Source organism: Streptomyces sp. NPDC102514, from assembly GCF_055584525.1.
Genome location: NZ_JBVJLW010000003.1, coordinates 503,429 through 527,338, shown reverse-complemented (window position 1 = coordinate 527,338; position 23,910 = coordinate 503,429). Strand labels below are relative to the sequence as shown.

The following is a 23,910-nucleotide window of genomic DNA, read 5'->3' as shown; positions in this document are numbered from 1 at the left end:
GTGACCGAGCCGCTGCGGGTGGTCCTCGCCGACGACCAGACCCTGGTGCGTACGGGGTTCCGGCTGATCCTCGGCGCCGACGGCATCGACGTCGTCGCCGAGGCGGTCAACGGGACCGAGGCGGTCGAAGCGGTCCGCCGTACACGCCCCGACGTGGTGCTGATGGACGTACGGATGCCCGAGATGGACGGCCTGGAGGCCACCCGCCGCATCCTCACCGGCGCTCCCGGTGTTCCTGGCGTTCTCGGAGCTACGGACGCTCCCGGCGCACCGCGCGTCATCATCCTGACCACCTTCGACCTCGACCAGTACGTCTACGCGGCGCTGTCCGCGGGGGCCAGTGGCTTTCTCCTCAAGGACGTCACCCCCGAGCAGCTGACCGCGGCCATCCGCACGGTCCGTACCGGCGACGCCCTCCTGGCCCCCGCCATCACCCGCCGCCTGGTGCGGAGGTTCACCCGGCGCGGCAGTGACGCCGCCGCCCTCCACCGCGACCTCGCCCCGCTCACCCCGCGCGAGCTGGAGGTCCTCGGCCTGCTGGCCCAGGGACTGAGCAACGCCGAACTCGCCGCCCGTCTCCATCTGGCCGAGACGACCGTCAAGACGCATGTCGCCCGCATCCTCGCCAAACTCCGGCTCCGCGACCGGGTCCAGGCCGTCATCGTCGCCTACGAGACGGGACTGGTCAGTGCCGGCACCCACGAGGCAGCCGAGCAGCCCACCGGGCTCACCGGGCCCACACCCCAGGCCTCGTCGGGACTCGGCGCGGACGCTCAACCGGCCGCGTTGCCGAACCACTTGGGCAGGTGAGCGAGCAGGTCCCGCTGGTCGTCGCCCGCCCACGCCACATGGCCGTCCGGGCGCAACAGGACCGCGGGTACGTCCAGTTGCCCGCCGGCGTCGGCGACGGGGTCGATCACGTGGTCGATCCGGTCCGTCCAGCCCGCGACCGAGAGGCCGCCGGTCCGGTCGAGCAGCAGACCGCGTCCTTCGTGCATCAGCGAGTAGAGGCGGCCGTGCTTCAGCTCGATGTCCCGCATACGGCGGCCGAGCAGGTCGTGGCCCTCGCCGAAGTCGTAGCGGACCCCGACCGCGGTGATCATCTCGGTCACGTACCGGTTCACCTCCTCGAAGTCCATCAGCTTCGAGAACAGCTCCCGCAGCGCGACCGCACCCGCGTCCGTCCCCAACAGCGTGATCTGCGCACGGGTGTTGTCGAGCACGCGGGCGCCCACCGGGTGCCGTTCGTCGTGATAGCTGTCCAGGAGCCCGTCCGGTGCCCAGCCGTCGACCGCGGCGGCCAGCTTCCAGCCGAGGTTGAAGGCGTCCTGCACACCGAGGTTGAGCCCCTGCCCGCCGGTCGGCGGATGGATGTGCGCCGCGTCGCCCGCCAGCAGCACCCGCCCGACGCGGTAGCGCTCGGCCTGCCGGGTGGCGTCACCGAACCGGGACAGCCAGCGCGGCGAGTGCACACCGAAGTCGGTGCCCGCGACGTCCCGCAGCCGCTGCTTGAACTCGTCGAGGGTCGGCGCGGTCGCCCGCTCCTCGGCCACCCCGTCGGCGGGCACGATCACGCGGTGCGTTCCGTCGCCGTTGGGGATGGTGCCGAACCGCAGCTGGGTCTTGCGGACCTCCGCGACGACGGCGTCGACCGTCGCCGCGTCCGCGGTCAGTTCCATGTCGCCCAGCAGCGTCTCGACCGTGGCCGGCTCGCCGGGGAAGCCGACGCCGAGCAGCTTGCGCACCACACTGCGCCCGCCGTCACACCCCACGAGATAGCGCGAACGAAGGCGCGTACCGTCCGTCAGCTCGACGGTCACCCCGTCCTCGTCCTGGCTCAGCCCGGCCACTTCACGGCCGCGCCGGATCTCGGCGCCGAGTTCCAGGGCCCGCTCTTCGAGCAGCCGCTCGGTGACCGGCTGCAGAGTGGACAGGCCGTACGGGTGGGCCGTGTCCAGCCGGTCCGGCCACGGCTTCATGATGCCGCCGAAGAAGCCGCCCACCTGGAACTTCTCGCTGACCGCGAGGAAGCGGTCCAGCAGTCCGCGCTGATCCATCACCTCGACGCTGCGCGTGTGCAGGCCGCGGCCCCGGGTCTCCGCGGTCGGCTCGGTCAGCTTCTCCAGCACCACCACGTGCACACCGTGCAGCCGCAACTCGCCGGCCAGCATCAGGCCGGTCGGTCCCGCGCCCACAACGATCACGTCAGTCATCAGAACCCCAACTCAACGACGTAGAAACTCCGAAGCCGGTCCGGTGGTTTTCGGCTTCGGCCGGTGATTCTGCGTCACGACCGGGGTCTTGCGGCAAGCCCCCCGGTGCGCTATAGCTTGAAGAAGGCAAGGAGCACACGACTCCTTGCCTTCTTCATTGCTCCGGACGGCCGAGCCGCGAACGGCCGCGCCCCCGGCAGCCGCCCCCGCCGGTTACGGTCGGCGTGCGAGGCGGCCGGGCCACCAGACGGCCGGACCGATGTCCCGTACCAGGGCCGGGACCAGCAGCGAGCGCACCACGATCGTGTCGAGCAGCACGCCGAAGGCGACGATGAAGGCGATCTGCGCGAGGAACGCGAGCGGGATGACGATCAGGGCGGCGAAGGTCGCGGCCAGCACCACCCCCGCGGAGGTGATCACGCCGCCGGTGGCGATCAGTCCGCGCAACATGCCCTGCCGCGTGCCCAGTTGCAGTGTCTCCTCCCGTACGCGCGACATGAGGAAGATGTTGTAGTCGACGCCGAGCGCGACGAGGAACACGAACCCGTACAGCGGCACCGAGGCGTCCGTCCCGGAGAAGCCGAAGCCGTGCCGGAACACCAGGCCCGCGATCCCGAGCGTGGCGAGGTAGTTCAACGCCACGGTGGCCACCAGGATCACCGGCAGCAGGAGGCACCGCAGCAGGACGACGAGGATCAACAGGATGATCGCCAGGACGACAGGGATGATCAGCGTCCGGTCGTGCTCCGCGGTGCGCTGGGTGTCGTACTGCTGCGCGGTGTAGCCGCCCACCAGGGCGTCGGCGTCGGCCGTGTGCAGCCGGTCGCGCAGCTTCTGCACCGTGCTCTTCGCCGCGTCGCTGTCCGGCGCGGCGTCCAGGACGGCGTCGATGCGTACCCGGCCGTCCACGACCAGCGGCTTCCCGCCCGGCCGACCCGACGAGGTCACCGCCTGTGCCTCGGCGACCCCCTTCGTCGAGGCCGCGGCGCGCGTGACCTCCGTACGCCGGTCCGCGTCCGCGATGATCACGACCGGCTGGCCGGAGCCGCCGGGGAAGTGCCTGCCCAGGGTCTCCTGCGCCGCGACGGACGGTGCGTCGTTGACGAACAGTTCGTCCAGGGGCACCCCCTTCGACTGGAGCGCGGGGAAGAACGCCGCACCCGCCACGAGCAGCGCGGCGGAGGCCATCCAGAGCCGCCGGGGACGCGTGTCCACCCAGTGGGCGACGCGCCGCCAGATCCCGTGTCCGCCCGTCTCCGCGTCGGCCGAGCGGGGCTTGGCGGGCCAGAAGGCCACCTTGCCCATGAGGGCGAGCACCGCGGGCAGGAACGTCAGGGTCGTCAGGACGGCGCACACGATGCCGATCGCCCCGACGGGACCCAGCGCACGGTTGTTGGTCAGGTCGCTGAGCAGCAGGGCGAGCAGCCCCAGGGCGACGGTCGCGGCGCTGGCGGTGATCGCGCCGAAGGAGTCGCGCAGCGCCTTCCACGCGGCGTGGAAACGGTCGTCGCTGCGCGCGAGTTCCTCACGGAAACGCGCCGTCAGCAGGAGGGCGTAGTCGGTGGCGGCGCCGATCACGAGGATCGAGAGGATGCCCTGCACCTGACCGTCCACGCGCACGATGTCGTGGTCGGCCAGCACGTAGACGATGGCGCAGGCGATGCCGAGGGCGAAGACGGCGCTGATGATGATCATGAAGGGCAGCAGAACGCTGCGGTAGACCAGCAGCAGGATGAGCAGAACGGCTGCCAGGGCCACCCCCAGCAGGATGCCGTCGATGCCCGCGAAGGCCTCGCCGAGGTCCCCCTGGGTGGCCGCGGGCCCGGCGATCTGGACACGTGTCCCGGAGACGTCACCCGCGGCCCGCTCCAGTTCGTCCAGCACCTCGCCGAGCCGTTCCCCGAGATCAGGGCGCAGCGGGACCACGCCCTGCAGGGCCGCCCCGTCCTGCGAGCGCAGGGCCGGTGAGGGCCTGCTCTCGACGCCCTCCACATCGGCGAGCGATTCCAGGACCCTGGTCGCGGAGTCCTGCTGGGCCGTGGAGACCTCACCGCCGCCGTCGGCGGTCCAGACGAGGACGGCGGGCAGGGTCTCCCGCTCGGCGAAGGCCTTCTGCTGCTCGATGACCTTGGTGGACTCGGCGTTCTGCGGCAGGAAGGCGGCCTGGTCGTTCGTGGACACGTCCCCGAGCTTGCCCGCGTAGGAGCCGAACGCTCCGCCGAGGCCGAGCCAGACGACGACGAGAACCAGGGGGACCAGCCATCGGGCGGGTCGGCGCACGGAGTTCATTGACTTTCTCAACAGCTTTCCCAACAGGCGTGGCGCAGGACAAGGACCGGACAGCGGTCGAGGGCAAAGATATCTCAAAGAGAAAGTATCTCAACCATTGAGAGATATTATCCTTGTCCCATGCAGCCCAACAGTTCGGACAGCCATGAAGGCCCCGCCAGCGATCTCCAGGCCTACGCCGTCCTGCTGCGCGCGCTGAACAGCGAGTTCAACCGGATCGCCCACTCGTTTGCCCAGGCCAACGAACTGCATGCCACGGACGTCCACGCGCTGGCCGCCATCCTGGACGCCTCGGCGACCGACGGTGAGCCGATGACGCCCTCGCGCCTGCGGGAGCGCCTCGATCTCACCTCCGGAGCCGTCACGGCCTGCCTGGACAGGCTCGAACGCGCGGGCCACATCAGCCGCACGCGCGAGAGCACCGACCGCCGGGTGGTCCACCTCACCTACAACGCGGGCGCCCGTGCGCTCGCCCGGGAGTACTTCAGCCCGCTGGCGCGCAGTACGGAGGCCGCGCGCCAGAAGTTCACCCCCGAGCAGTTGGAGACGATCGCCGACTTCCTCCACGCCCTCAACAGCGAACTGAGCAACGAGCGCTGACCGGGGGCCCATTCCGTCAGGGAGCCCGGACCGCGTCGCTCTCGGGGAGTCGTCCGACGACCTTCGCGTCGCTGTTGCGGGGAGCACGGACGGCGAGGAAGCGTCCGTCGGCCTTGGCACGCAGCGGTCCCGACGCCTCGATGCGGCCGACGGACCTGCTCCCGGCGGCCAGCAGGTACGAGGATCCGGAAGGGGCCCGCCAGCCGACGTCGGCCAGCACGTTCTGGCCGAACCGGCTGCACTCGGCGGTGTTCGCGCGGACACCTGCGGAGCGGGCGGGTCCGGTCCCCGGGCCGAGGAACAGGTACTCCACGCGACCGGGGCCGCGCCAGGTGTCGGCGCGGGCACAGACCCAGGTGGCCCGTCCGGCGCTCTCGGGGAGATCCTGCTGGGCGAAGACCCAGTGGTTCACCGCGCGCACCCCCTGGCCGCGCAGTCCGTCCAGCCGGCAGGCGGTGCGTGCCCAGCCCCGCAGCGCGTCCGGGCCGGTGGCCTCCCGGGGCGGGCGCGGACGCTCCCCCGGCTCCGGCGGCGGCATGTAGGTCAGATGGACGGGCGAGACACCGCCGAGGTCGGTGAGCAGGAACGCGTGCTTCTCGACGATGCGGGTCGAGGACCGCAACTGCACGACGGGCCAGGTGTGGCAACCGCCGTCCGTCGACGGCACCGGCAGGGGCTCGGTGAGGCCGGTGCGGGAACGGGACACGTCCCGGGCCGGCGTGTCGGGTGCCAGCAGATCGCGGGTCCCCGCCTCGGCGATCCACGGCGCCAGCAGCATCCGTACGGACTTGGGAGTACGGGAGACGACGACCGCGGCGGCGGTCGTCACGCCGGCGCCGTCGGTGAGGGCGGACACCAGCTCGGGCGGGCCGTCGCCGTCCAGCGGTTCGCTGTAGCGCACGGTGGTCAGGTCGTCGTGCAGGACGACGACCGCGCGTCCGTCGACGTCGTCGGCGAACAGCAGATGCGGCGCCCGGCCCGTACCGGTGGACGCCGCTCCCGCCTCCTGCGACCGCAGTCCCCGCCAGGACGGGTCCGACCAGGCCCGCAGGGCGCGCTCCAGCAGCGCCCGGTCGCCGGTCCGTGCGCCGCGGGCGGGCCAGGCCGTGAAGTCGACCCGGGAGGTGTCCGCCCAGACGTCGGCGGGCGTGTGGCGCAGCAGAGCGACGTCCGTCGCCTTCGACGCCGTGCGCTGACGTCCGCTCTCGGTGGGGACACCGCTGTCGCCCGCGAGGGAGAGGGAGACGGCTCCGACGCACGCGGCCAGCAGAGCGCCGGTCACCGCCGTGCGCACCCGGTGTCTGCGGCGGAGCAGATCGGTCGGCCGTGCGTGCAGCAGACAGGGGTCGAACTCCGGGGCGAGCAGGGCGGACACGGGTGTCCCGGAGCCGCCGGCCGCCGACATCGGCCGGGGCCCGGTGGCCGTGTCCGCCGCACCCGTGCCGCCGTCGGTGCCCGAGGGGTGCGGGCTGCTCTCGTCGATCAGTCGCCGGGCGGCCAGCAGGGCTTCCGCGGGCTCGGCCACGCCGGTGTCCCGCAGGACGGCAGCCGCCTCGTCGGCGGACAGCTTCTCCAGGACGAGCAGCGCGACGGCCGCCCGTACCGGCCAGCGGGCCTGCGCGAGGGCGCGGTCCAGCAGCAGTTCCTCGGCGCCGCCCGCCTGGGGGAAGACACGCAGCCCCCACACCGCCGGCAGCGCGGGGCGTCCCGCCCACCGCCCCCACGACCGGGGGAGCGGACCGGGCCGCGCGTCCTGGGCCAGGGCCGCCCGCAGGACGGACGTCCGCAGCGTCCCGTACTCGTCCGGAGCCGCGTCCCGGGCGTCGCCCGCGCGCCGCCGGCCCGGTATGGCGGGCCCGCGGTGGGGCAGCGCCCGCTGTACGAGGCCGTGGGCGGCGAGGACCCGCCGGTGGCGGCCGGGCGAGCGGGGGAGGGTTACGTAGACCAGCCGGACCAACTGCGGGTAGTGCTCCATGAGCGCGGCTTCCGCGCGCCGCACATCGAGCACACGCAGGTCGCCGTCCGAGGGGTGGTGCCAGCGCACAAACATGATCGCTTAGCTCTTTCGGGGGACGAGGAAGAACTGTCAGTACGGTCAAACGAGTGATCTTCGATGCCGTCACCTTGGCCGCCGCAAACCGGTCACGCCCCCGGCCCGTCCGAACCCCGCCGACTGCGACGGCTGTTACCTGATGTGACGCGTGATGCGGGTAGTGCGGTACAGCACGTACTCAAGCGGACCGCGGCGGAAATACCGCGTCCAGACGGTCGCCAGCAGCATGGCCGCCGTGACGAAGGCGAACAGCGCGACCAGGGCGGGGCCAGGCTTCTCTTCCATGCCGACCACGTCGATGGCGAGGATGTGCGCCACGTAGGCGGTCAACGCGATCATGCCGACGGCGGCGACCGGCCGGGCCAGCCGGGTCAGACGAGGCATCCGGGCGGCGACGGTGACACAGGCCGCCACCACGAGCAGGGCGACACCGGTGTTGCCCAGGACGGAGAACGTGGTCTGGCTGTGGGGCGCGCCCACCAGCAGCCACACGGCCGGGGTGTCGTCGCTGGGATAGCCGACGATGTCCGACCACCACGCCGACGACGCCCCGCCGCCGTCCGTGGCCGCGGCGATCGTGGCGAAGGCGCCCGGCACGAGGTGCAGGGCCAGCCAGGAACCGCCGTAGCCGAGCACGGCCAGCCCGCCCCCGGTCAGGGCGATCCGGGTACGGGTCCGGGCCTGGGTGAGATCGAGGCGGGCGACCGCCATGCCCGCGATCATGAACGACATCCAGGTGAGCGCCGGGTACGAGCCGGTGAACAGAAGTTCGAGCAGGCCGTCGGTGCCGCTGACACGCGCCAGCGGATCCGCCGCGATGACCGTGTCGGCCCAGTCGCCGCCGTGGATCGCCTGCTGGATCACGTACAGCAGCCCGGGCAGGATCAGGGCGCTCGCCGCGGCGAGCAGCGCCAGCGTGCGGGCGCGCAGCCGGTACAGCGGCAGGACGAGCAGGAAGATCAGCCCGTAGAACGAGAGGATGACCTCGACGTCGGTGTCCAGGGCGGTGAGCGCGTAGCCCGCGGCGATCAGGATCAGCGCGCGCAGCACGATCCGGCCCACCGCCTGCCGCCCGGCCCGGCCGGTGTGCGGCTGCGGGCGGCCGGTGATGAGGACGAGGGAGAACCCGGCGAGCAGCGCGAACAGGGCGGACGACCGGCCGCGGGCCAGCTCGGCGAGGAAACCCACCGGCCCGCCCACGGCCGGCTCGGGGCCCACATGGGCGGCGTACATGCCGAAGACCGCCAGGCCGCGGGCGATGTCCAGACCGATGAGCCGGCCGGCTGATGGCGTGAGGGGGACGCCGGCCGGCCGGCTCGGCCGCGGGACCGGCGAGGGAAGGGCCGGTGCGGGGGCTGAAGACGGGGTGTGTGTCATGGGTTTCAGGCTGACGCGGCGCACCGGTCCTGGCCCATCCGGCAAGTGGCCGCCATCGTCCAGTCGACCGGCTGGACGCCCGCCGTCGCCCAGCCGGAAACGTCGCCGAGGGAACCCCCGGGAGCTCTCCCGCGTGGTACGAAACCCTCAAGCGGTCCACGTCGATAGGGGCGCACGTGATACGCGTACTGGTGGTCGACGACGAAGCGTTGATCCGCACCGGCTTCGAGCACATCCTTTCCGCGGCCGACGACATCGAGGTGGTCGGCGCCGTCGTCGGCGGTCAAGCGGTCGCGGCGGCAGGGCGGTTGACACCCGATGTGGTGCTGCTGGACATCCGGATGCCGGACGTGGACGGGCTGAGTGTGCTGGCGCAGCTGCGGCTTCTGCCGGCGCCGCCGGTGGTGGCGATGCTCACCACGTTCGACATGGACGAGTACGTGGCCGCCGCCCTGCGCTCGGGGGCGTCCGGGTTCCTGCTCAAGGACACCGACCCCGTGCAACTGCCCGTGCTGGTACGCACGCTGGCACAGGGCGGAGTCGTGCTGTCCTCCTCCATCACCCGCACCGTCGTGAACGGCTACCTCGCCAGTGGTCCCCAGCAGGCCGCCCTGCGCCGCGTCACCCGGCTCACCGGCCGCGAGAAGGCCGTGCTGATCCTCATCGCGGAAGGGCTGCCCAACGCCGCCATCGCCTCACAACTGCACCTGAGCACCGGCACGGTCAAGGACCACGTGAGTGCCCTGCTGTCCAAGCTGCGGGTGGGCAGCCGCGTCCAGGCCGCCCTGCTGGCCGAACGCGCGGGGCTGCTCAAACCGCCGAGCGCCCAGGGGGAAGGGTGAGGTCCCGCGCGCACGACGGCGGTCGGACGCACTCCGCCGCGCACCCGGAGGACCGGGCGAAGTGTGCCGCGCGCCCACGGCAGTGGGTCGCGGCCCGGCGCATTCCGGCCCCCCTGATGGACGTGCTGCTCATCGGCATCTCCCTGCTGGACATCTGGGTGCACGTCGAGGCCGACGACCCGCAGCGCAGAGCCGTCGCGGTACTGGCCGCCGCCGCGCTCTCCCTGCGCCGCCACCTTCCGCTGGTGGCCTTCCTGTGCGCCCTTCCCGCGACCCTGGTCAGCGACGCGGTGTTCGCCACCCTGGCCGCGCTGTACGCCCTCGCCTCGCTGAGCCGGAGCCGGGTGCTCCTGGCGGTCTGCGCACTGCTGTTCGCCGCCTGCGACATCACCTGGTGGATGTGGCCCTCGCCGACGTTCGCCGACTTCTCCGACCCGTCCGACCTGATCACCGTCACCTACAGCCTGGCCACCGCGGCGGCGCCGGTCTTCCTCGGCCAACTCGTACAGGCCCGCCGCGAACTGTCGCTGAGGCTGGCCGAGATCTCCCGGGCGCGAGAGCACGGACGCGAACTGCTGGCCCAGAGCGTGCTGGCCAAGGAACGCGCGCAACTGGCCCGGGAGATGCACGACGTGGTCTCCCACCAGGTCAGCCTCATCGCGGTCCGCGCGGGAGCGCTGCAGGTGGGCAGCCAGGAGCCGATGGCGCAGGAGGCCGCGGCCACCATCAGACGGCTGAGCGTGCAGACCCTGGAGGAACTGCGGCACATGGTGAGCGTGCTGCGCGCCGCGGGCAGCCGCCCCACGGAACTGACCCCGCAGCCGTCCCTGGCCGATCTGCAGCGGCTCGTCGACACCAGCGGCATCGAGACCGAGCTGCACACCGACCTGCCGGACGCCCTGCCCGCGACCATTCAGCGCGCCGTCTACCGCACCGTGCAGGAGGCCCTCACCAATGTCCGCAAGCACGCCCCCGGCGCCAGGGCCACGATCCGTATTCGGCTCGTCGAGGGAACGGTACGGGCCGCCGTCACCAACACCGCGCCCACCCGGCCCGCCCTGCTGCTGCCCGGCGCCCACCACGGCCTGGCCGGCCTGCGCCAGAGAGCCGAGCTGCTGGGCGGGACCGTCATCGCGGGCCCCGCCGCCGACGGCGGGTACGAACTCCATCTGTGCCTGCCGCTCCAGCAGACGCGGTGAGGGTGCGACGGTCGTCCTCTCAGCGGAAGTTCACATCGCTGCACATGAAGAACGTCTGGTCCATGTGCGACGCCTGCCAGATCGTGTAGACGACGTGGCGGCCACTGAGGCCCGAAGTGCTCACGTCGATGGCGTAGTTCTGGCCGGGGGCGTACTTGCCCGTCCGGACGACCAGTTGCAGATCGTCCCAGGTCAGGGGTTGGGTCGCGGGGTCGAAGCCCTGGCGGGTGACATAGACGAGTATGTAGTCGGCGCCGTGGTTGGCCTGGTCGTACAGCTTCACGGTGAAGTTGGCGCCGAGGTCCGTCGTCTTCCAGGCGCCCACGGCGTCGAGGGAGTTGTAACGGCCGCTCTCGGTGTGGCCGGCGCTGCACAGCTGCCCGTCGGGGACGACCGCCTCGAAGTCACCGGCGGAGCCGTTGCGGTAGAGGCCGTTCCAGTTCCACATGGCGTTCGGGTTGTCCTGCCACGCCTGCCAGCACATGGGGTCCTCCTGTGCCATGGCGGGGTTCTGGAAGTCGCTTCCCCAGCGGAGCCAGCAGCCGTAGTTGCGGGACGCCGGGTCGACCACCGAGCCGTGGGCGTGTGCCGGTGCGCTCCAGGGGATCAGACAGAGCAGCACGGCGGCGAGCAGGCTCAGGGTGAGGGTCGCGCGAGAAGGGATGACGCGTGCATGACAAGTCAAGATGTGCTCCTTTCACGTAGGTGCTCTTCGGGTGTGCACTGGATGCGTGGGAGCGCTCCCGCGTCACCCAGGCTCGGTGCGGCGAAACGGAATGGCAACACTCGATTGCGCCAGATTCACACCCGGGGCCGACGGGCTACGTCGCCAGCGCGGCGAAAGTCTCGTCGAGGAGTTCGACGAGGTTCAGGTGTCCGTCCGAGCCGATCCAGTGGTCCTGGGCGACGTTGAGGCAGTCGAGTGCGGCCGCGGCCCGGACCGACTGGGTGAGCGTCGGAGGGCCGGAGGTGCCGGCGCGGTCTGCCAGGGCCCGGGCGAGCGCGGGTCGCCAGCGGTGCTGCTTCTCCAACTGGCGGGCGCGCAGACCGGGATGGTCGGCGACCAGCCGGGCCGTGGCCAGCGCGCCGACCGGATCACGGCGGTGGCGCTCCAGGAGGACGTCAAGCGCGTGCCGCAGCGCCGACCAGTCGTCCTCGTCGGCGGGCCGCTCCCGGAGGGTCGCGGCGACCTTCAGGTCCAGGCCGTCGTAGGCCGCGAGAACCGCGTCCTCCTTGGTGCCGAAATAACGCAGCAAGGTGCTGCGCGAGACGTCGGCCGCTCGCGCGAGGTCGTCCAGGGTGACCTGGTCGAAGCCCTCTCGCCGGAACAACTCGAAGGCCACCTGCGCCAGTTCGGCTCGTACGGCCGCCCGTGCGATGTCCCTGGTCCTGCCGCGTCCGCCCGTGTTCACGTCGGGATCCTATCCGCGAGAACGGCTTGCCCAGAAGGAGACTCAGTAACTAATCTGACACTCAGTTCCACATGCGGCGCCTCGGTGCACTGGGTGCGCCGAGGTCGTACCCCCACCAGGAAATGAGCCCCGTCACCCATGACCGCGACACTGGGATCCGCCGTCCACGTCCCGACTCCGGACGGAACGGCCGACGCCTATCTGGCCCACCCCGACGACGGCGCACCGCACCCGCCCGTCCTGCTGTACATGGACGCCTTCGGTCTGCGGCCGCACCTCGAAACCATGGCGGACCGGCTGGCCGGGGCCGGATACACCGTGCTGGTCCCCAACGTCTTCTACCGCTTCGGCCCGGCGCCGGTCGTGCCGCTGCCCGAGTTCATCAACCCCGCCGACCGGCCGGAGATCTTCCGCAGCATCGGTACCGCCGCCCGGACACTCACCCCCGAGGGAGCCATGCGCGACGCGGCCGCCTACCTGGACTGGCTCGCCGCGTCGCCCCTGACCACGGACGGCCCCGCGGGCCTCACCGGCTACTGCATGGGGGCGGGTCTGGCGCTGCGTACGGCAGGCACGTACCCGGACCGGGTCGCCGCCGCGGCCGGTTTCCATGGCGCCCACCTCGCCACCGAAGCGCCGGACAGCCCGCACCTCGTGGCCGACCGCATCACGGCCGAGGTGTACTTCGGCCACGCCGACCAGGACTCCACCAACCCGGCCGAGCAGATCGAGCGCCTGGAGAAGGCGCTCACCGAGGCCGGGGTGCGCAACCGCACCGAGGTGTACGCCGGCGCCCAGCACGGATTCACCCAGGCCGATACGGCCATGTACAGCGCCGAGGCGTCCGACCGGCACTGGACGGCACTCCTCGACCTCCTGGCGCGCCGCCTCTGACGTCGGCCGGGAGGTCCGCTCAGGGTGTGAGCGCGGTGCGACGGGCCGGCGAGGTCAGTCGGCCACGGTCCACGGCGAGCCGTACTTCTGCGTCAGCGGTGCGATCTCCTCGGCCGAGAGAAGCCGTGGGGCGCGTTCGCCGAGTGCGAGGAGGAGCGCGGAGACCTCTTCCAGCTCCACCGCCGACTCCACCGCCAGGGACATCGAGGGGCCCGCGACGACCGGGCCGTGGTTCTGCAGCAGGGCCGCCCGGAAAGGGAACGGCAGGGACTCCATCAGATCGGCCTGTCCGCTGTCGCCGGGCGCGGCATAGGGGAGCAGGGGGGTCTGGCCGACGCGCATGACGAAGTACGGCGTCAGCGGGGGTATGGCGCTGCGCTCGTGCCAGGCGGGCAGGCACGACACGGCCGCCGCGTGGCGCGAGTGCAGATGGACGACGGCCCGGGCGGACGCGTCGCGGCGGTAGAACGCGGTGTGCAGCGGGAACTCCTTGGACGGCTTCGGCCCGTCGAGGTGTGCTCCCGACAGATCGAGAACGCTGAGTGCCTCGGGATCGACGCGGGACAGATCCGTACCGGTGGGAGTCAGATAGATCCGGGAGTCCTCGCGGACGCTCAGGTTGCCCGAGGAGCCGGGGCTGAGGCCGAGCGCGGCGAGGTGGGCGCCCGCAGCCGCGAGTTCGGTCCGCGGGTCGTTCCGTCGCGGGACGTTCAGCGGGGCGTTCATACGAGCGTGCTCCAAGCCTCGGTGAAGATGTCCGGGGCACCGAAGTTGCCCGACTTGAGGGCCACGTCGACGAGGTGGCCGTCCTCGGTGTGTCCGTCGCCGCCGGGTCCGTCGTCGCCGTTCCGGGCGGTGACCTGGGCGCGGGCCCAGGTGACGCCCGGGGCGATGGGGGACCCGATGGTGAGCGTGCGCACGCCGAGCGCGGTGATCACCGAGCCGGACGTCTCCCCGCCCGCGACGAGCAGCCGTCGTGCGCCGGCCGCGACCAGACGCGTGGCGCAGGCGGCCAGCGCCCTCTCCACCAGCTCCGACGCGGCGGGGGAGTCGTCCAGGTCGCTCAGGTCGCCGACGGCGTAGAGGAGGGGTGGCCGCCGCAGGTCGTGCTCCCAGCACGCGCGGGCGAACGCGACCAGCCCGTCGACCGTGGCCTCGAAGCCGTCTCGCAGCGCGGCGAGGTCGAGCTTGCGGTGCGGCAGGTGCGCGCGGCCGTGCGCCACCTGGGCGCGGGTGGCCGAGGACGCGCTGCCGGAGAGCACGACGGCCGGATCGCCGGGACGCGACGCGGCTGCCACGCGTGCGGCCCCCGGCCGCGGACCGGTCAGGCCGAGCGCGAGTCCCGCGGCGCCGGTGACGAGCGGGTGGTGCGCGGTGGCCGCCGAGATGGTCCGCAGATCCTCGTCCTCGGTGGCGTCCACCACGACGAGCGCGTCGGCGAGAGCGGGATCGTCCAGCGCCGACGCGAGAGCCGCGGCCCCGGCCCGTACGGTGTCCAGGCCCACGAGCCGTACCGGATGCGTGGTCTGCGGTGTCAGCAGCCGCCCCACGTGAGAGTCGCGCATCGGGGTGAGCGGATGGTGGCGCATCGGGCTCTCGTCGAGCAGCTCGTCGTGGACGAAGAGCCTGCCGCGGTAGACGGTGCGGCCGGTGGCCGGGAACGACGGTACGACGACGGCGCGCCGTTCCCCGATCGCGTCCAGCAGTGCGTCGGCCACGGGGCCGATGTTGCCCTCCGCCGTCGAGTCGAAGGTCGAGCAGTACTTGAAGTAGAAGCGCCGGCAGCCGGCCGCCCGCAGGGCGCGCAGCGCGGCGAGCGAGGAGTCCACGGCCTCGGTGACCGGCGCTGTACGCGATTTGAGCGCAATGACGACCGCGTCCGCGTCGTCCACCGCGGTGCGCCCGGGTTCGTCGGCGATGCTGTCGGAGCCGACGGCCACCACGGTGCGGTAGCCGCGGGCGACCAGCATCGTGGCGAGATCCGTCGCTCCGGTGAAGTCGTCGGCGATGGCCCCGAGGGTCGGCATCAGGCCTCCGTGGGATGCGTGGGCGGATTCCCCTGACCGTGACCGGGGTCGTGACCAGGGCTTGTGAAAAAATGTTAACAGACTTTACGTGGATGGGATCTGCTGATACATCTTGTTAACGAGCAGCGCATCGCGCTCGTCATCCAGGAGGGTCCATGAACTTGCACCATCTGTTCGCCGACACCGGCAACCGGACCGTGCGCTACGCACTGTCCGGAGCCGGCGGCGGCTTCGCCCGGACCCTGCTGGCGCAGACGCCCCGCATCCCCGGGCTGGCCCCCGCCGTCCTGTGCGACCGCGACGTACCCCGGCTGCACGCGATGCTCCTGGAGCTCGGATACAGCGCCTCGGACCTCGACGTCTGCACCACGGCGGACGAGGTGGCCGCCGCCGCGCAGGCCGGACACATCGCCCTCGTCCAGGGCGGCTCACTGCTGTCCGCCGCGCCCTGGGACATCCTCGTCGAAGCCACCGGCAGCCCCGCCGACGGCTACGCGATGGCACGCGAGGCGCTCACCGACGGCCGGCACGTCGCCATGGTCAGCAAGGAGGTCGACTCCGTCGCGGGCCTCCACCTCGCCGACCTCGCGAAGGACAACGGCGTCGTCTACACGACCGCGGACGGCGACCAGCCCGCCAACCTCATCGGCCTCGTGACCTGGGCCGAACTGCTCGGCCTCGACATCGTGGCCATCGGCAAGTCCAGCGAGTACGACCTCGTCCTCGACCCCGGCCGGGGCACGGTCACCCAACTCGACACCACCGTCCCCGCACCGGAACTCGCCGCGCTCCTCGCCCTCGGCGACGACGTACGAGCCACCCTCGCAGCCCGCGCGGCGGCCGTGTCCGCGCTGCCGGTCGGCGCCACCGCCGACTACTGCGAAATGGCCGTCGTCGCCACGAACACCGGCTTCCGCCCCGACGTCGAGCGCCTGCACTACCCGGTCGCCCGCATCGCGGAACTCGCCGACGTCTACGCCCTGCGCGAGGACGGCGGACTGCTCCACCGCGCCGGAGCCGTCGACGTGTTCAGCGCGCTGCGGCTGCCGGACGAGGCGTCCTTCGCCGGCGGTGTGTTCGTCGTGGTCCGCACCGGCGACCAGGTCACCTGGGAGACCCTGCGGGGCAAGGGGCATGTCGTCAGCCGCGACGGCCGCTACGCCGCGATCTATCTGCCGTACCACCTCATGGGCGTCGAGACCCCGGTCTCCCTGCTCTCCGCGGTCCTGCACCACCGCCCCTCCGGAGGCACCGACCCGCGCGCCCACGCCGCGCTCGCCGGCCGCGCCCAGCAGGACCTGCCCGCCGGGACCGTCCTGGACATGGGTGGCCATCACCACGACGTGACCGACGTCCAGGCCGTCCTGCTGCGCGACGAGGACACCCCCGCCGACGTCGCCCCGCTCTACGTCGCCGCCCACAGCACGCTCGCCCGCCCGGTCGCCGCCGGTGACCTCATCCGGCTCGCCGACCTCGCCGACGCCGACGAGAACCTGCTGGAGGCCTGGACCCTGGGCCGCGCCTCCCGCGCCACCGGCACCGCCGACCACAGCGACTCCGCGGCCGGGAGGGTCGGCTGATGGACACGGACATCCAGCATCTGCTCCTCGGCGTGGCGGCCGTCGCCGTCCTGATCGTGCTGATCACCAAGGCCAAGCTGCACCCCTTCCTGGCGCTGAGCATCTCCGCGCTGGGCCTGGGACTCGCCGCCGGGATCGGCCCGGGCAAGACCGTCGAGTTCTTCCAGACCGGCTTCGGCGACGCGCTCAAGAGCACCGGCCCCACCATCGGCCTCGGCACCATCCTCGGCGGCATCCTGCTGGGCTCCGGCGGCGCCGACCGCATCGCGACCGTGTTCATCGGAGCGCGGCCGGTCAAGTGGATCCCCACCGCGATCACCGCGGCGGCCCTCCTCATCGGCATGCCGCACCTGTTCGACGTCAGCTTCGTGATGCTCGTACCCCTCGTGTACGCGGTCGCCAAGCGCACCGGCACCCACCTGCTGTACGTCGGACTGCCGATGGCCGCCGGCCTCTACATCTCGCACGGCCTGCTGCCCCCGCACCCCTCACCGACCCTCGCCGTCTCCGCCTACGGCGCCAACACCGGCCTGACCATCATGTACGGCCTGATCATCGGCATCCCGATCGCCGTCATCAGCGGGCCGCTGCTCACCAAGGTCGCCAGCCGCTGGTTCGGACCCGCCCCCGACCTCGACAAGGGCCCCGTACCCGAGCCCGAGCCGCTGCCCGAGAACCAGCGCCGGCCCGCGTCCTTCACCCTGGCGCTGATCACGGTCCTCCTGCCCCCGGTCCTCATGCTGATCGGCACGGTCGGTACGTCCCACACGGCCGAGGGCACCCTGCCGTACGCGTTCTTCGAGGCCTGCGACTCCTCCGTGCTGTCCCTGCTGGCAGCCGTCGTGTTCGCCTTCTTCGCCCTGGGCGTCCGCTCCGGCTTCGGCCTCGGACAGCTCCAGAAGATGGCGGGCAAGGGCCTCGGCCCGGTCGGGGGCATCGTCCTGATCCTCGGCGCGGGCGGCGGCCTCAAGGCCATGCTGACCGCCACCGGCATCGACAAGCTCATCTCGGACTACGCCGTGGACTGGTCGATACCCCCGCTGCTGCTCGCCTGGCTCGTCGCCGCGCTGCTGCGGATCTGCCTGGGCTCGGCGACGGTCGCGACCGCCGCGGCCACCGGTATCGTCGCGCCGCTGCTCGGCGCGTACCCGGGGCTCTCTCCCGAACTGATGGTGCTGGCCAGCGCTTCCGGCGCCGTGATGCTGTCCCATGTGAACGACTCGGGCTTCTGGCTCTTCAAGGAGTACTTCCAGCTCTCGGTGTCCCAGACCTTCCGGACCTGGACACTGATGCTGTCCCTGCAGTCACTGCTCAGCCTGGGTGGAGTATTGCTCCTGAGCACGTTCGTCGGCAGCTGACGCGCGAGCCGGTGAGACCAGTCTTGGTGGACAACAGGAAGGACCATCGACGATGGCCGAGGACCGCTCCCTCCCGCTGATTCCCGACCAGCGGCGTGAGCAGTTGCTGAAGCACCTGCGCCGCGACGGAGTGCTCAGCGTCCAGCAGATCACCCAGCTCCTCGGTGTCTCGCACATGACCGTCCGCCGTGACATCGCCGAACTGGAGCGCCAGGGGCAGGTCTTCTCCGTGCCGGGCGGCGCCCGGATCGCCAGTCACCTGCAGAGCGAACCCAGCCATCAGGCCAAGACGCTCATCGAGCAGCCCGAGAAGCAGGCCATGGCCGCCAGGGCCGCGCACCTGGTCGAGGACGGCATGACCGTCTACCTCGACGCGGGTACGACCCTGTCGGCCATGGTCCCCTTCCTCGTGGACCACACCGCACTGACCGTCGTCACCAACGACTTCACCACCGTGGACCAGCTGATGGCCGCCGCTCCCCACCTCGACCTCATCCACGTCGGCGGGAAGGTGGAGTCCGCCAACCGCTCCAGCGTCGGCCGTCTCGCCGCGACCGTCCTGCGGCAACTCGCCCTCGACATGGCTTTCATCAGCACCAGTTCATGGGACCTCCTGCGCGGGGTGACCACTCCCTCCGACCTCAAGGTGGAGGTCAAGCAGACGGCCATGGAGTGCACGGGCACCTCCGTGCTCGTCGCGGGCTCCTCGAAGTTCGGCACCTTCGGCAAGTACCGGGTCGCCGCCCTCAGCGCGTTCGACACGATCATCACCGACAGCGCGCTGGCCGACGCGGCGGCCGAGGGCGTACGAGCCTCCGGAACCGAACTGCATCTGGTCAAGCCGTAGCGGTGACCGGCCCGGCGGGGACGACACGCTCGCGCGGGCCGACGGGCCGGGCCGACGGGCGTGGACGGCTACCGGGACGGCGGGACCCGGTAGACGGAGACGTGGGAGCGCGAGTCGGCGGTGAACTCGGTGCCGTCCCAGTCCGCGTGCCTGGACTCCAGTTCCAGACCGGCCAGTTGGGCCATGAGGTCTAGTTCCGCCGGCCAGATGTACCGGTGCGGGCTGCGGAACAGCTGTGCCTGCTCGCTCTCGTCGAACCGGAAGTGGTGCGAGACGACGTGCTGACGCAGGACGTCGTACGTGTCCAGGCCGATGTAGTCGGAGTCCGACTGCCAGACGGTGGCCGCCTGCCCCGGCGGCAGCTTGCGCAGTTCTGGCACCCACAGCTCGATCACGAACCGCCCACCCGGCGTGAGATGGCGGGCGGCGTTGCGGAAGCACTCGACCTGCTCCGCCTGGCTGAGGAGGTTCGAGATCGTGTTGAACACGAGATAGACCAGGCTGTACTCGCCCGGCACCACAGTCGTCGCCATGTCCCCGATGACCACGGGGATCGTCACCTCGTCGGCCTTGGCGCGCAGTTGCTCCACCATCGGCGGTGACAGCTCGATGCCGGTGACGGGGACACCTCGCCCGGCGAGCGGGACGGCCACCCTGCCCGTGCCGATGGCGAACTCAAGAGCGGCCCCGTCCCCCGCGAGGTGGGCGAGACGGTCCACGGTGGGCCCCAGCGTCTCCGGCGCGAACATGCCGGTGCCGGGCGTGTCGTAGCGCCGCGCGGTGGCGGCGTCCCAGATCTTTGCCTGCTGCATTCCGTCAACGGTCGCCGCCGGCCGATGCGTTGTCCAACGAATTTTCTCTATGACGGGCCGTCAACTGACGCTTGAATGGGGTCACTTCGAACATCGTGTACGAGTGGACCGAGGCGGGGGTCTGGCGTGAAGGCGATCGTCGTGGGAGCGGGTATCGGCGGACTGGCGGCGACGCTGAGCCTGCGCCGGGCCGGTCATGAGGTGACGCTGGTCGAGCAGACACCGCGGTTCACCGAGATCGGCGCCGGAATCCAGCTCGCGCCCAACGCCACACACGTACTGCGGCGGCTGGGCCTGCTGGACGACGTCGCCGCGCGGGCGTACCGCCCCTCCGAGGTGTGCTTCCGCACCTGGTCCGACGGGACCGACGTCTGCCGCTACCGACTGGGACACGAGGTCGAGGACGAGTTCGGGGCGCCCTACCTCCTCCTCCACCGCGCCGATCTGCACGAGGCACTGGCCGCCGGGGTGCCGTCCGCGTCGGTGCGCCTGGACACCGCGGTCGTCGGGATCGACCAGGACGACAGGGCCGCCCATGTCACCACGGCGAGCGGCGAACGCCTGAGCACCGACCTGGTCGTGGCGGCCGACGGGATACGGTCCGCGGCCCGCCAGTGGCTCTTCGGCGCGGACAAGGCACTCTTCTCGCGGACCGCCGCCTACCGGGCACTGCTCCCGGCCGCCGAGGTGGCCGATCTGGACCTGCCGGAGCTCGCCGTCTGGATGGGACCGAGCCGCCACTTCGTCCACTACTGGGTACGTCGCGGGGAACTGCTCAACGTGGTGGCCGTGTACACGGCGGACGAGGCGGACCGGACGCAGGAGTCGTGGACCGCACGGGCCGAACCCGGCGAGCAGCTGGGCGAGTTCGGGGGATGGGACTCCCGGGTGCTCGGCGTCCTGGAACGCGCCGGGCAGATGCTCCGCTACGGCATCTACACAAGGGCCCCGCTGGAGCGGTGGAACGTCGGACGCGTGACCCTGCTGGGCGACAGCGCCCATGCGATGGTGCCGTTCCTGGCCCAGGGCGCGGCCCAGGCCGTCGTGGACGCGGCCGTGCTCGGCGACGTACTCAGGGACGCGACGCCGACCGAGGTGCCCGACGCCCTCGACCGGTACGTACGCCGACGGCTGGCGACCGCCACGAGCGTGCAGGCCGGGGCCGCGCGGGCGGGCGACGAGTTCCATCTGCCGGACGGCCCCGAGGCCCGGGCCCGCAACGCCCGGATGGCGGCCCACGCGGCCGGAAACAGGTTCATGCCGCAGTCGGCCGGGTGGACTGACACCTCCCGTTCCTCCCGGTCAGAGGGGTGACGGAGTGGTGTGCTCCCGGCTGAAGGCCAGCGACAGGGCGAAACACCGCTCGACCTCGGCTTCGGGCAGGCCGTACCAGAGGTGATCGGCCCCGTCGATCAGCCGCAGGTCGGCGGGCACCCCGGCCTCCCGCAACGCGGCGGCCAGCCGTACGCCCTGGTCGCTGGGGACGATGTGGTCCTCGGTCCCGTGCAGGACGAGGAAGGGCGGGGCGTCGGCGGTGACGTGGTGGACGGGACTGGCGTCGCGGGTGCGGTCGGGCATGTCGGCCGGGGCACCTCCGACGAGCATCGCCTCGAAGGTGTGCCCGTCCGCCGGGTCCTTGGCGAGGGCGAGGAGATCGGTGGGGGCGTACCAGGTGACACAGCCGGTCACGGGCGGGACCGAGGGGGTGCGGCGCCGGGAGGTGAGCGCGAGCAGGGCGGCGAGGTGTCCGCCCGCCGACTCGCCCCAGAGGACGGTTCGGGCGGTGTCGAGGCCGAGTTCACCGGACCGTCCGTGCAGCCAGGCCAGCGCGGCGGCCAGGTCGTCGACCTGGGCCGGATGCACGGCCTCACCGCTGAGCCGGTAGCCGGGGCAGGCGACGGCGAATCCGGCCCGGGCGAGGCGGGCGAAGGGGCCGGGCCGCCAGGAGCGGAACGCCGGGCCCGGATCACCGCGCAGCCCGGTGCGCCAGGCGCCGCCGTGGACGAAGACGATGACGGGGAGCGGCCCTGCCGGCTTCTCGGGGAGCCACAGGTCCAGTTCCAGGGGACGCCGCCCCTCGGGCACCAGGTAGGGGATGCCGCGCAGCAGCCGTACGCCCGGAGCGGGCAGGGCGGCGGGCGGCAGGGGCAGCAGGGCCGGGTCCGGCGGGGCGAGAAGCGCGGCGAGGCCGGGTGGCAGAGACATGGGTTCCTTCGGGATCCGGAGCGGGGAGCGGCGTTTCGATGAGCGAGGCCTCGGCGAACGGGGCTTCGACGCAAGGGACTTCGGTGAGAAGGGCTTCAGCGGGCGAGGCGGGGCAGCAGACGCTGTGCGTTGGCCGTGGTCAGGGACCGCCAGGTGACGCCTTCGCCCGAAGCCGAAGCCGAAGCCGAAACCGAGGCCGGGACCGGAGCCGCGTCGACCGATGCGGCATGGGCTTCGGCGGCGGCCGGTGGAGTCCAGCAGTAGTCGCTTCCGTACAGCAGCCGGTCGGGGTCGACCAGGCTCAGGAGCGCGGGGACCTGGCGGGGGAACGGGGTCCCGGCGAGGTCGTAGTGCAGGCGGCGCAGCTGCGCGAGGGCGTCGGGGGCGCCCTGGTCGTCGGGCATGAACAGCTTCATGAAGCCGTTGACGCGGTCGGCGAGCACGGGCAGGGCTCCGCCGCAGTGCGGGACGACGACCTTCAGGGCGGGGTGGCGTTCGAGGGTGCCCGCGAACAGCAGGTCCGTGACGGCCCGAGCGGTGTCGAAGATGAACTCCACCATGGGGCGCGGCCGTCCGAGCGATGACTGTTCCCAGCACACGGGGGAGGTGGGGTGGAGGAAGACCACGGCGTCGCGCCGGGCCAGCTCCGCGAAGACCGGCTCCAGTCCCGCGTCACCGAGGTAGACACCGTGGGTGTTGGTCTCCAGGACCACCCCGTCGGCTCCGAGGGTGTCGAAGGCGTACGCGATCTCGGCGAGGGCGCCGTCGACGTCGGGCAGGGGCAGCGAGGCGAACAGGCCGAAGCGGCCCGGGTGTTCGCGTACCACCTGGGCGCTCTCCTCGTTCACCTCGCGAGCCAGGCGGCCGGCCGCGGCGTCGTCACCGAAGTGCACGCCGGGGGAGGAGAGCGACAGCATCGCCGTGCCGATACCGCAGCGGTCCATCAGCTCCAGGTGGGCGGAGGGTGACCAGGCGGGCCAGCCGGGCATGCCGTCGGGCCGTTCGTGCCCGGCGGCCCTGGCCTGCCGGATGTAGGACTCGGTGACGAAGTGGGCGTGCACGTCGATGAGTCGCGGAGCGTCAGGGGCTGTCATGAGGGGGCTCCTGGGGGGTGGGGGTCGAGGCGGCGGGGCTCTCGGCGGCGGAGGGCACCGGACGGCGGCGGGAGGGCCGGTTGCGGACCGCGGTGACGATCCGCTCACCCGCGACGATGCCCGCGAGCCCGGTCAGACCGAGCAGCGGAGGCGCGGGGGAGGGCACGGACAGTGCCCAGTAGACGCCGCCCATCAGCGTTCCCGCGAGGAAGGCGAGGGCGGCGTGTCGGGTGAAGGCCCCGGCGCGGCCGACTCTCGGAGCAGCCCCCGGAGACACCCTCGGAGCGGTCTCCGGAGCGGTCTCCGGAGCGGTCTCCGGGGTGGCATCCGGTGGGGTCCCCGGGACGGCCTTCGGGGTGTTCACAGCGCCGCCAGGAGGGCCTGGCCGAGGAGCATGCCCAGCAGACCGAACAGCGCGACCGGCGGTGGCGCGGGGGACCTGACCCGCAGCATCGCGTAGAGAGCGCCGACGGCCAGCCCGGCCGCGAGCGCCTTGAGGTAGGGCAGGCCGCTCATCCCTGCGTACGCCACTGGTGATCGGGCAGGAAGCGTACGTCGTACTGCTGGGGAACCGAGCCGAACTTGTGCGGCTCGGGCACGAACGGCCGCTGCGGCAGGCCGAGTTCGTCCGTGGGAGTGCCGAGGTTCTCGAAGAACCGCTCGAAGGTGCCACCGGGACCGGCCGCCACTCCCACGATGCGGCTGTGGTGCCGCTCGATGCGGTAGGCGTGCGGACAGTTCTTCGGTACGAAGCCGAAGTCGCCGGAGGTCAGCAGCTTCTCGTACTGCTCGCCGGCGGTGTCCTCGACGAACAGGCGCACCGCGCCGTCGGCGATGTAGAAGACCTCGTAGGTGTCCGGGTGCGAGTGGGCCGGGATGAGGTCGCCCTCGGGGCCCTCGGCGGTGAAGAAGTTGAACGTGTTCTCTGTCTGCTCACCGCCCGCGTAGACGGTGAACAGGTCGCCGAACAGATGGGCACGGTCCCCCATGCCCTTCTCGATGAAGTACGGCTTGCCCGGATCCGAGGGGATGTGCGAGACGGAACGGTGGCGGGTGGCGAATTCAGCGGTCATGTTCTCTCCCGGGGTGGCTCGCGGAGGACACGGCG

Annotated in this window: 23 protein-coding genes; 9 read left to right on the top strand and 14 right to left on the bottom strand. The window is 71.8% G+C overall.

The features are described from left to right. Positions 1-810: a response regulator gene (locus ACZ60E_RS10500; protein WP_469439668.1), complete on the top strand. Its 810-nt coding sequence runs from the start codon at positions 1-3 to the stop codon at positions 808-810. Here the strand turns inward: ACZ60E_RS10500 and rox are convergent. Next, positions 774-2,213 carry a rifampin monooxygenase gene (gene rox, locus ACZ60E_RS10495; protein ID WP_469439395.1) on the bottom strand — a complete coding sequence of 480 codons (1,440 nt, stop codon included), beginning with the start codon at positions 2,211-2,213 and terminating at the stop codon, positions 774-776. The genes ACZ60E_RS10500 and rox overlap by 37 nt on opposite strands. A 213-nt stretch (positions 2,214-2,426) precedes the next feature. After that, positions 2,427-4,502 carry an MMPL family transporter gene (locus ACZ60E_RS10490; RefSeq protein ID WP_384804295.1) on the bottom strand — a complete coding sequence of 692 codons (2,076 nt, stop codon included), beginning with the start codon at positions 4,500-4,502 and terminating at the stop codon, positions 2,427-2,429. A 120-nt stretch (positions 4,503-4,622) separates the two neighbouring features. On the opposite strand from ACZ60E_RS10490, the gene ACZ60E_RS10485 reads away from it, so the two are divergent. Further along, a complete protein-coding gene (locus tag ACZ60E_RS10485) occupies positions 4,623-5,102 on the top strand; it encodes a MarR family winged helix-turn-helix transcriptional regulator (RefSeq protein WP_384804293.1) in 480 nt (159 codons plus the stop codon). Between the two features lie 16 nt (positions 5,103-5,118). On the opposite strand, the gene ACZ60E_RS10480 is transcribed toward ACZ60E_RS10485, so the two are convergent. Both ACZ60E_RS10480 and ACZ60E_RS10475 read right to left on the bottom strand, forming a co-directional pair. Next, positions 5,119-7,152 carry a hypothetical protein gene (locus ACZ60E_RS10480; RefSeq protein WP_469439392.1) on the bottom strand — a complete coding sequence of 678 codons (2,034 nt, stop codon included), beginning with the start codon at positions 7,150-7,152 and terminating at the stop codon, positions 5,119-5,121. A gap of 135 nt (positions 7,153-7,287) precedes the next feature. Continuing rightward, entirely contained in the window at positions 7,288-8,532 is a 1,245-nt protein-coding gene (locus ACZ60E_RS10475; protein WP_469439390.1) for a DUF418 domain-containing protein, read from the bottom strand. Positions 8,533-8,708: 176 nt separating this feature from the next. On the opposite strand from ACZ60E_RS10475, the gene ACZ60E_RS10470 reads away from it, so the two are divergent. Both ACZ60E_RS10470 and ACZ60E_RS10465 read left to right on the top strand, forming a co-directional pair. After that, complete coding sequence (locus ACZ60E_RS10470; RefSeq protein WP_384804287.1) at positions 8,709-9,374, top strand: response regulator; 666 nt, start codon at positions 8,709-8,711, stop codon at positions 9,372-9,374. A 116-nt stretch (positions 9,375-9,490) separates the two neighbouring features. Further along, complete coding sequence (locus ACZ60E_RS10465; protein ID WP_453790932.1) at positions 9,491-10,573, top strand: sensor histidine kinase; 1,083 nt, start codon at positions 9,491-9,493, stop codon at positions 10,571-10,573. A 19-nt stretch (positions 10,574-10,592) separates the two neighbouring features. On the opposite strand, the gene ACZ60E_RS10460 is transcribed toward ACZ60E_RS10465, so the two are convergent. Then, positions 10,593-11,258 (bottom strand): lytic polysaccharide monooxygenase auxiliary activity family 9 protein, encoded by a 666-nt coding sequence (locus tag ACZ60E_RS10460; RefSeq protein WP_384804283.1) that lies wholly within the window; start codon positions 11,256-11,258, stop codon positions 10,593-10,595. 136 nt (positions 11,259-11,394) lie between these two features. After that, positions 11,395-11,985 carry a TetR family transcriptional regulator gene (locus ACZ60E_RS10455; protein ID WP_469439386.1) on the bottom strand — a complete coding sequence of 197 codons (591 nt, stop codon included), beginning with the start codon at positions 11,983-11,985 and terminating at the stop codon, positions 11,395-11,397. A gap of 138 nt (positions 11,986-12,123) precedes the next feature. Here ACZ60E_RS10455 and ACZ60E_RS10450 point away from each other — a divergent pair, with 138 nt between their 5' ends. Continuing rightward, the gene (locus ACZ60E_RS10450; protein ID WP_469439385.1) at positions 12,124-12,879 is read left to right on the top strand and encodes a dienelactone hydrolase family protein; all 756 of its coding nucleotides are present in this window, start codon (positions 12,124-12,126) and stop codon (positions 12,877-12,879) included. A 54-nt stretch (positions 12,880-12,933) separates the two neighbouring features. On the opposite strand, the gene ACZ60E_RS10445 is transcribed toward ACZ60E_RS10450, so the two are convergent. Further along, entirely contained in the window at positions 12,934-13,605 is a 672-nt protein-coding gene (locus ACZ60E_RS10445; protein WP_384804277.1) for a class II aldolase/adducin family protein, read from the bottom strand. Next, positions 13,602-14,906 carry a 3-oxo-tetronate kinase gene (gene otnK / locus ACZ60E_RS10440; protein WP_469439382.1) on the bottom strand — a complete coding sequence of 435 codons (1,305 nt, stop codon included), beginning with the start codon at positions 14,904-14,906 and terminating at the stop codon, positions 13,602-13,604. Before otnK ends, ACZ60E_RS10445 begins: the two co-directional genes overlap by 4 nt. A gap of 155 nt (positions 14,907-15,061) precedes the next feature. Between otnK and ACZ60E_RS10435 the strand changes: the two genes are divergently transcribed. From ACZ60E_RS10435 to ACZ60E_RS10425, 3 genes are read left to right on the top strand one after another with little or no spacing between them, the layout of a single operon-like run. Further along, positions 15,062-16,486: a homoserine dehydrogenase gene (locus ACZ60E_RS10435; RefSeq protein ID WP_469439380.1), complete on the top strand. Its 1,425-nt coding sequence runs from the start codon at positions 15,062-15,064 to the stop codon at positions 16,484-16,486. Continuing rightward, complete coding sequence (locus ACZ60E_RS10430) at positions 16,486-17,844, top strand: GntT/GntP/DsdX family permease (protein WP_107017198.1); 1,359 nt, start codon at positions 16,486-16,488, stop codon at positions 17,842-17,844. Before ACZ60E_RS10435 ends, ACZ60E_RS10430 begins: the two co-directional genes overlap by 1 nt. Before the next feature lie 52 nt (positions 17,845-17,896). Then, the gene (locus tag ACZ60E_RS10425; RefSeq protein ID WP_469439379.1) at positions 17,897-18,691 is read left to right on the top strand and encodes a DeoR/GlpR family DNA-binding transcription regulator; all 795 of its coding nucleotides are present in this window, start codon (positions 17,897-17,899) and stop codon (positions 18,689-18,691) included. Positions 18,692-18,759: 68 nt separating this feature from the next. On the opposite strand, the gene ACZ60E_RS10420 is transcribed toward ACZ60E_RS10425, so the two are convergent. Then, positions 18,760-19,503: a class I SAM-dependent DNA methyltransferase gene (locus ACZ60E_RS10420; RefSeq protein ID WP_469439377.1), complete on the bottom strand. Its 744-nt coding sequence runs from the start codon at positions 19,501-19,503 to the stop codon at positions 18,760-18,762. A gap of 126 nt (positions 19,504-19,629) precedes the next feature. Between ACZ60E_RS10420 and ACZ60E_RS10415 the strand changes: the two genes are divergently transcribed. After that, on the top strand, positions 19,630-20,817 hold the full coding sequence (locus tag ACZ60E_RS10415) for an FAD-dependent monooxygenase (RefSeq protein ID WP_469439375.1): 1,188 nt from the start codon (positions 19,630-19,632) through the stop codon (positions 20,815-20,817). On the opposite strand, the gene ACZ60E_RS10410 is transcribed toward ACZ60E_RS10415, so the two are convergent. The 5 genes from ACZ60E_RS10410 to ACZ60E_RS10390 all read right to left on the bottom strand — a co-directional run bounded on the left by ACZ60E_RS10410 (position 20,806) and on the right by ACZ60E_RS10390 (position 23,875). Beyond that, entirely contained in the window at positions 20,806-21,708 is a 903-nt protein-coding gene (locus ACZ60E_RS10410; RefSeq protein WP_469439374.1) for an alpha/beta hydrolase fold domain-containing protein, read from the bottom strand. The two genes, ACZ60E_RS10415 and ACZ60E_RS10410, sit on opposite strands and share 12 nt — an antisense overlap. 95 nt (positions 21,709-21,803) lie before the next feature. Beyond that, on the bottom strand, positions 21,804-22,802 hold the full coding sequence (locus tag ACZ60E_RS10405; RefSeq protein ID WP_469439372.1) for an amidohydrolase family protein: 999 nt from the start codon (positions 22,800-22,802) through the stop codon (positions 21,804-21,806). Further along, positions 22,789-23,166, bottom strand: coding sequence for a XapX domain-containing protein (locus ACZ60E_RS10400; protein ID WP_469439370.1), 378 nt, complete (start codon positions 23,164-23,166; stop codon positions 22,789-22,791). The genes ACZ60E_RS10405 and ACZ60E_RS10400 overlap by 14 nt, the downstream gene beginning before the upstream one ends. Next, complete coding sequence (locus tag ACZ60E_RS10395; RefSeq protein WP_469439368.1) at positions 23,163-23,318, bottom strand: DUF1427 family protein; 156 nt, start codon at positions 23,316-23,318, stop codon at positions 23,163-23,165. The genes ACZ60E_RS10400 and ACZ60E_RS10395 overlap by 4 nt, the downstream gene beginning before the upstream one ends. Next, entirely contained in the window at positions 23,315-23,875 is a 561-nt protein-coding gene (locus tag ACZ60E_RS10390; protein WP_384804257.1) for a quercetin 2,3-dioxygenase, read from the bottom strand. Before ACZ60E_RS10390 ends, ACZ60E_RS10395 begins: the two co-directional genes overlap by 4 nt. Between the last annotated feature and the right edge of the window lie 35 nt (positions 23,876-23,910).

What these genes read in the sequence shown, in the direction of transcription:
- ACZ60E_RS10405 (WP_469439372.1), bottom strand. Translation starts at nt 22,802, where the DNA reads ATGACAGCCCCTGACGCTCCGCGACTCATCGACGTGCACGCCCACTTC.
- rox (WP_469439395.1), bottom strand. Translation starts at nt 2,213, where the DNA reads ATGACTGACGTGATCGTTGTGGGCGCGGGACCGACCGGCCTGATGCTG.
- ACZ60E_RS10450 (WP_469439385.1), top strand. Translation starts at nt 12,124, where the DNA reads ATGACCGCGACACTGGGATCCGCCGTCCACGTCCCGACTCCGGACGGA.
- ACZ60E_RS10395 (WP_469439368.1), bottom strand. Translation starts at nt 23,318, where the DNA reads ATGAGCGGCCTGCCCTACCTCAAGGCGCTCGCGGCCGGGCTGGCCGTC.
- otnK (WP_469439382.1), bottom strand. Translation starts at nt 14,906, where the DNA reads ATGCCGACCCTCGGGGCCATCGCCGACGACTTCACCGGAGCGACGGAT.
- ACZ60E_RS10435 (WP_469439380.1), top strand. Translation starts at nt 15,062, where the DNA reads ATGAACTTGCACCATCTGTTCGCCGACACCGGCAACCGGACCGTGCGC.
- ACZ60E_RS10390 (WP_384804257.1), bottom strand. Translation starts at nt 23,875, where the DNA reads ATGACCGCTGAATTCGCCACCCGCCACCGTTCCGTCTCGCACATCCCC.
- ACZ60E_RS10445 (WP_384804277.1), bottom strand. Translation starts at nt 13,605, where the DNA reads ATGAACGCCCCGCTGAACGTCCCGCGACGGAACGACCCGCGGACCGAA.
- ACZ60E_RS10410 (WP_469439374.1), bottom strand. Translation starts at nt 21,708, where the DNA reads ATGTCTCTGCCACCCGGCCTCGCCGCGCTTCTCGCCCCGCCGGACCCG.
- ACZ60E_RS10425 (WP_469439379.1), top strand. Translation starts at nt 17,897, where the DNA reads ATGGCCGAGGACCGCTCCCTCCCGCTGATTCCCGACCAGCGGCGTGAG.
- ACZ60E_RS10490 (WP_384804295.1), bottom strand. Translation starts at nt 4,502, where the DNA reads ATGAACTCCGTGCGCCGACCCGCCCGATGGCTGGTCCCCCTGGTTCTC.
- ACZ60E_RS10465 (WP_453790932.1), top strand. Translation starts at nt 9,491, where the DNA reads ATGGACGTGCTGCTCATCGGCATCTCCCTGCTGGACATCTGGGTGCAC.
- ACZ60E_RS10480 (WP_469439392.1), bottom strand. Translation starts at nt 7,152, where the DNA reads ATGTTTGTGCGCTGGCACCACCCCTCGGACGGCGACCTGCGTGTGCTC.
- ACZ60E_RS10420 (WP_469439377.1), bottom strand. Translation starts at nt 19,503, where the DNA reads ATGCAGCAGGCAAAGATCTGGGACGCCGCCACCGCGCGGCGCTACGAC.
- ACZ60E_RS10475 (WP_469439390.1), bottom strand. Translation starts at nt 8,532, where the DNA reads ATGACACACACCCCGTCTTCAGCCCCCGCACCGGCCCTTCCCTCGCCG.
- ACZ60E_RS10430 (WP_107017198.1), top strand. Translation starts at nt 16,486, where the DNA reads ATGGACACGGACATCCAGCATCTGCTCCTCGGCGTGGCGGCCGTCGCC.
- ACZ60E_RS10485 (WP_384804293.1), top strand. Translation starts at nt 4,623, where the DNA reads ATGCAGCCCAACAGTTCGGACAGCCATGAAGGCCCCGCCAGCGATCTC.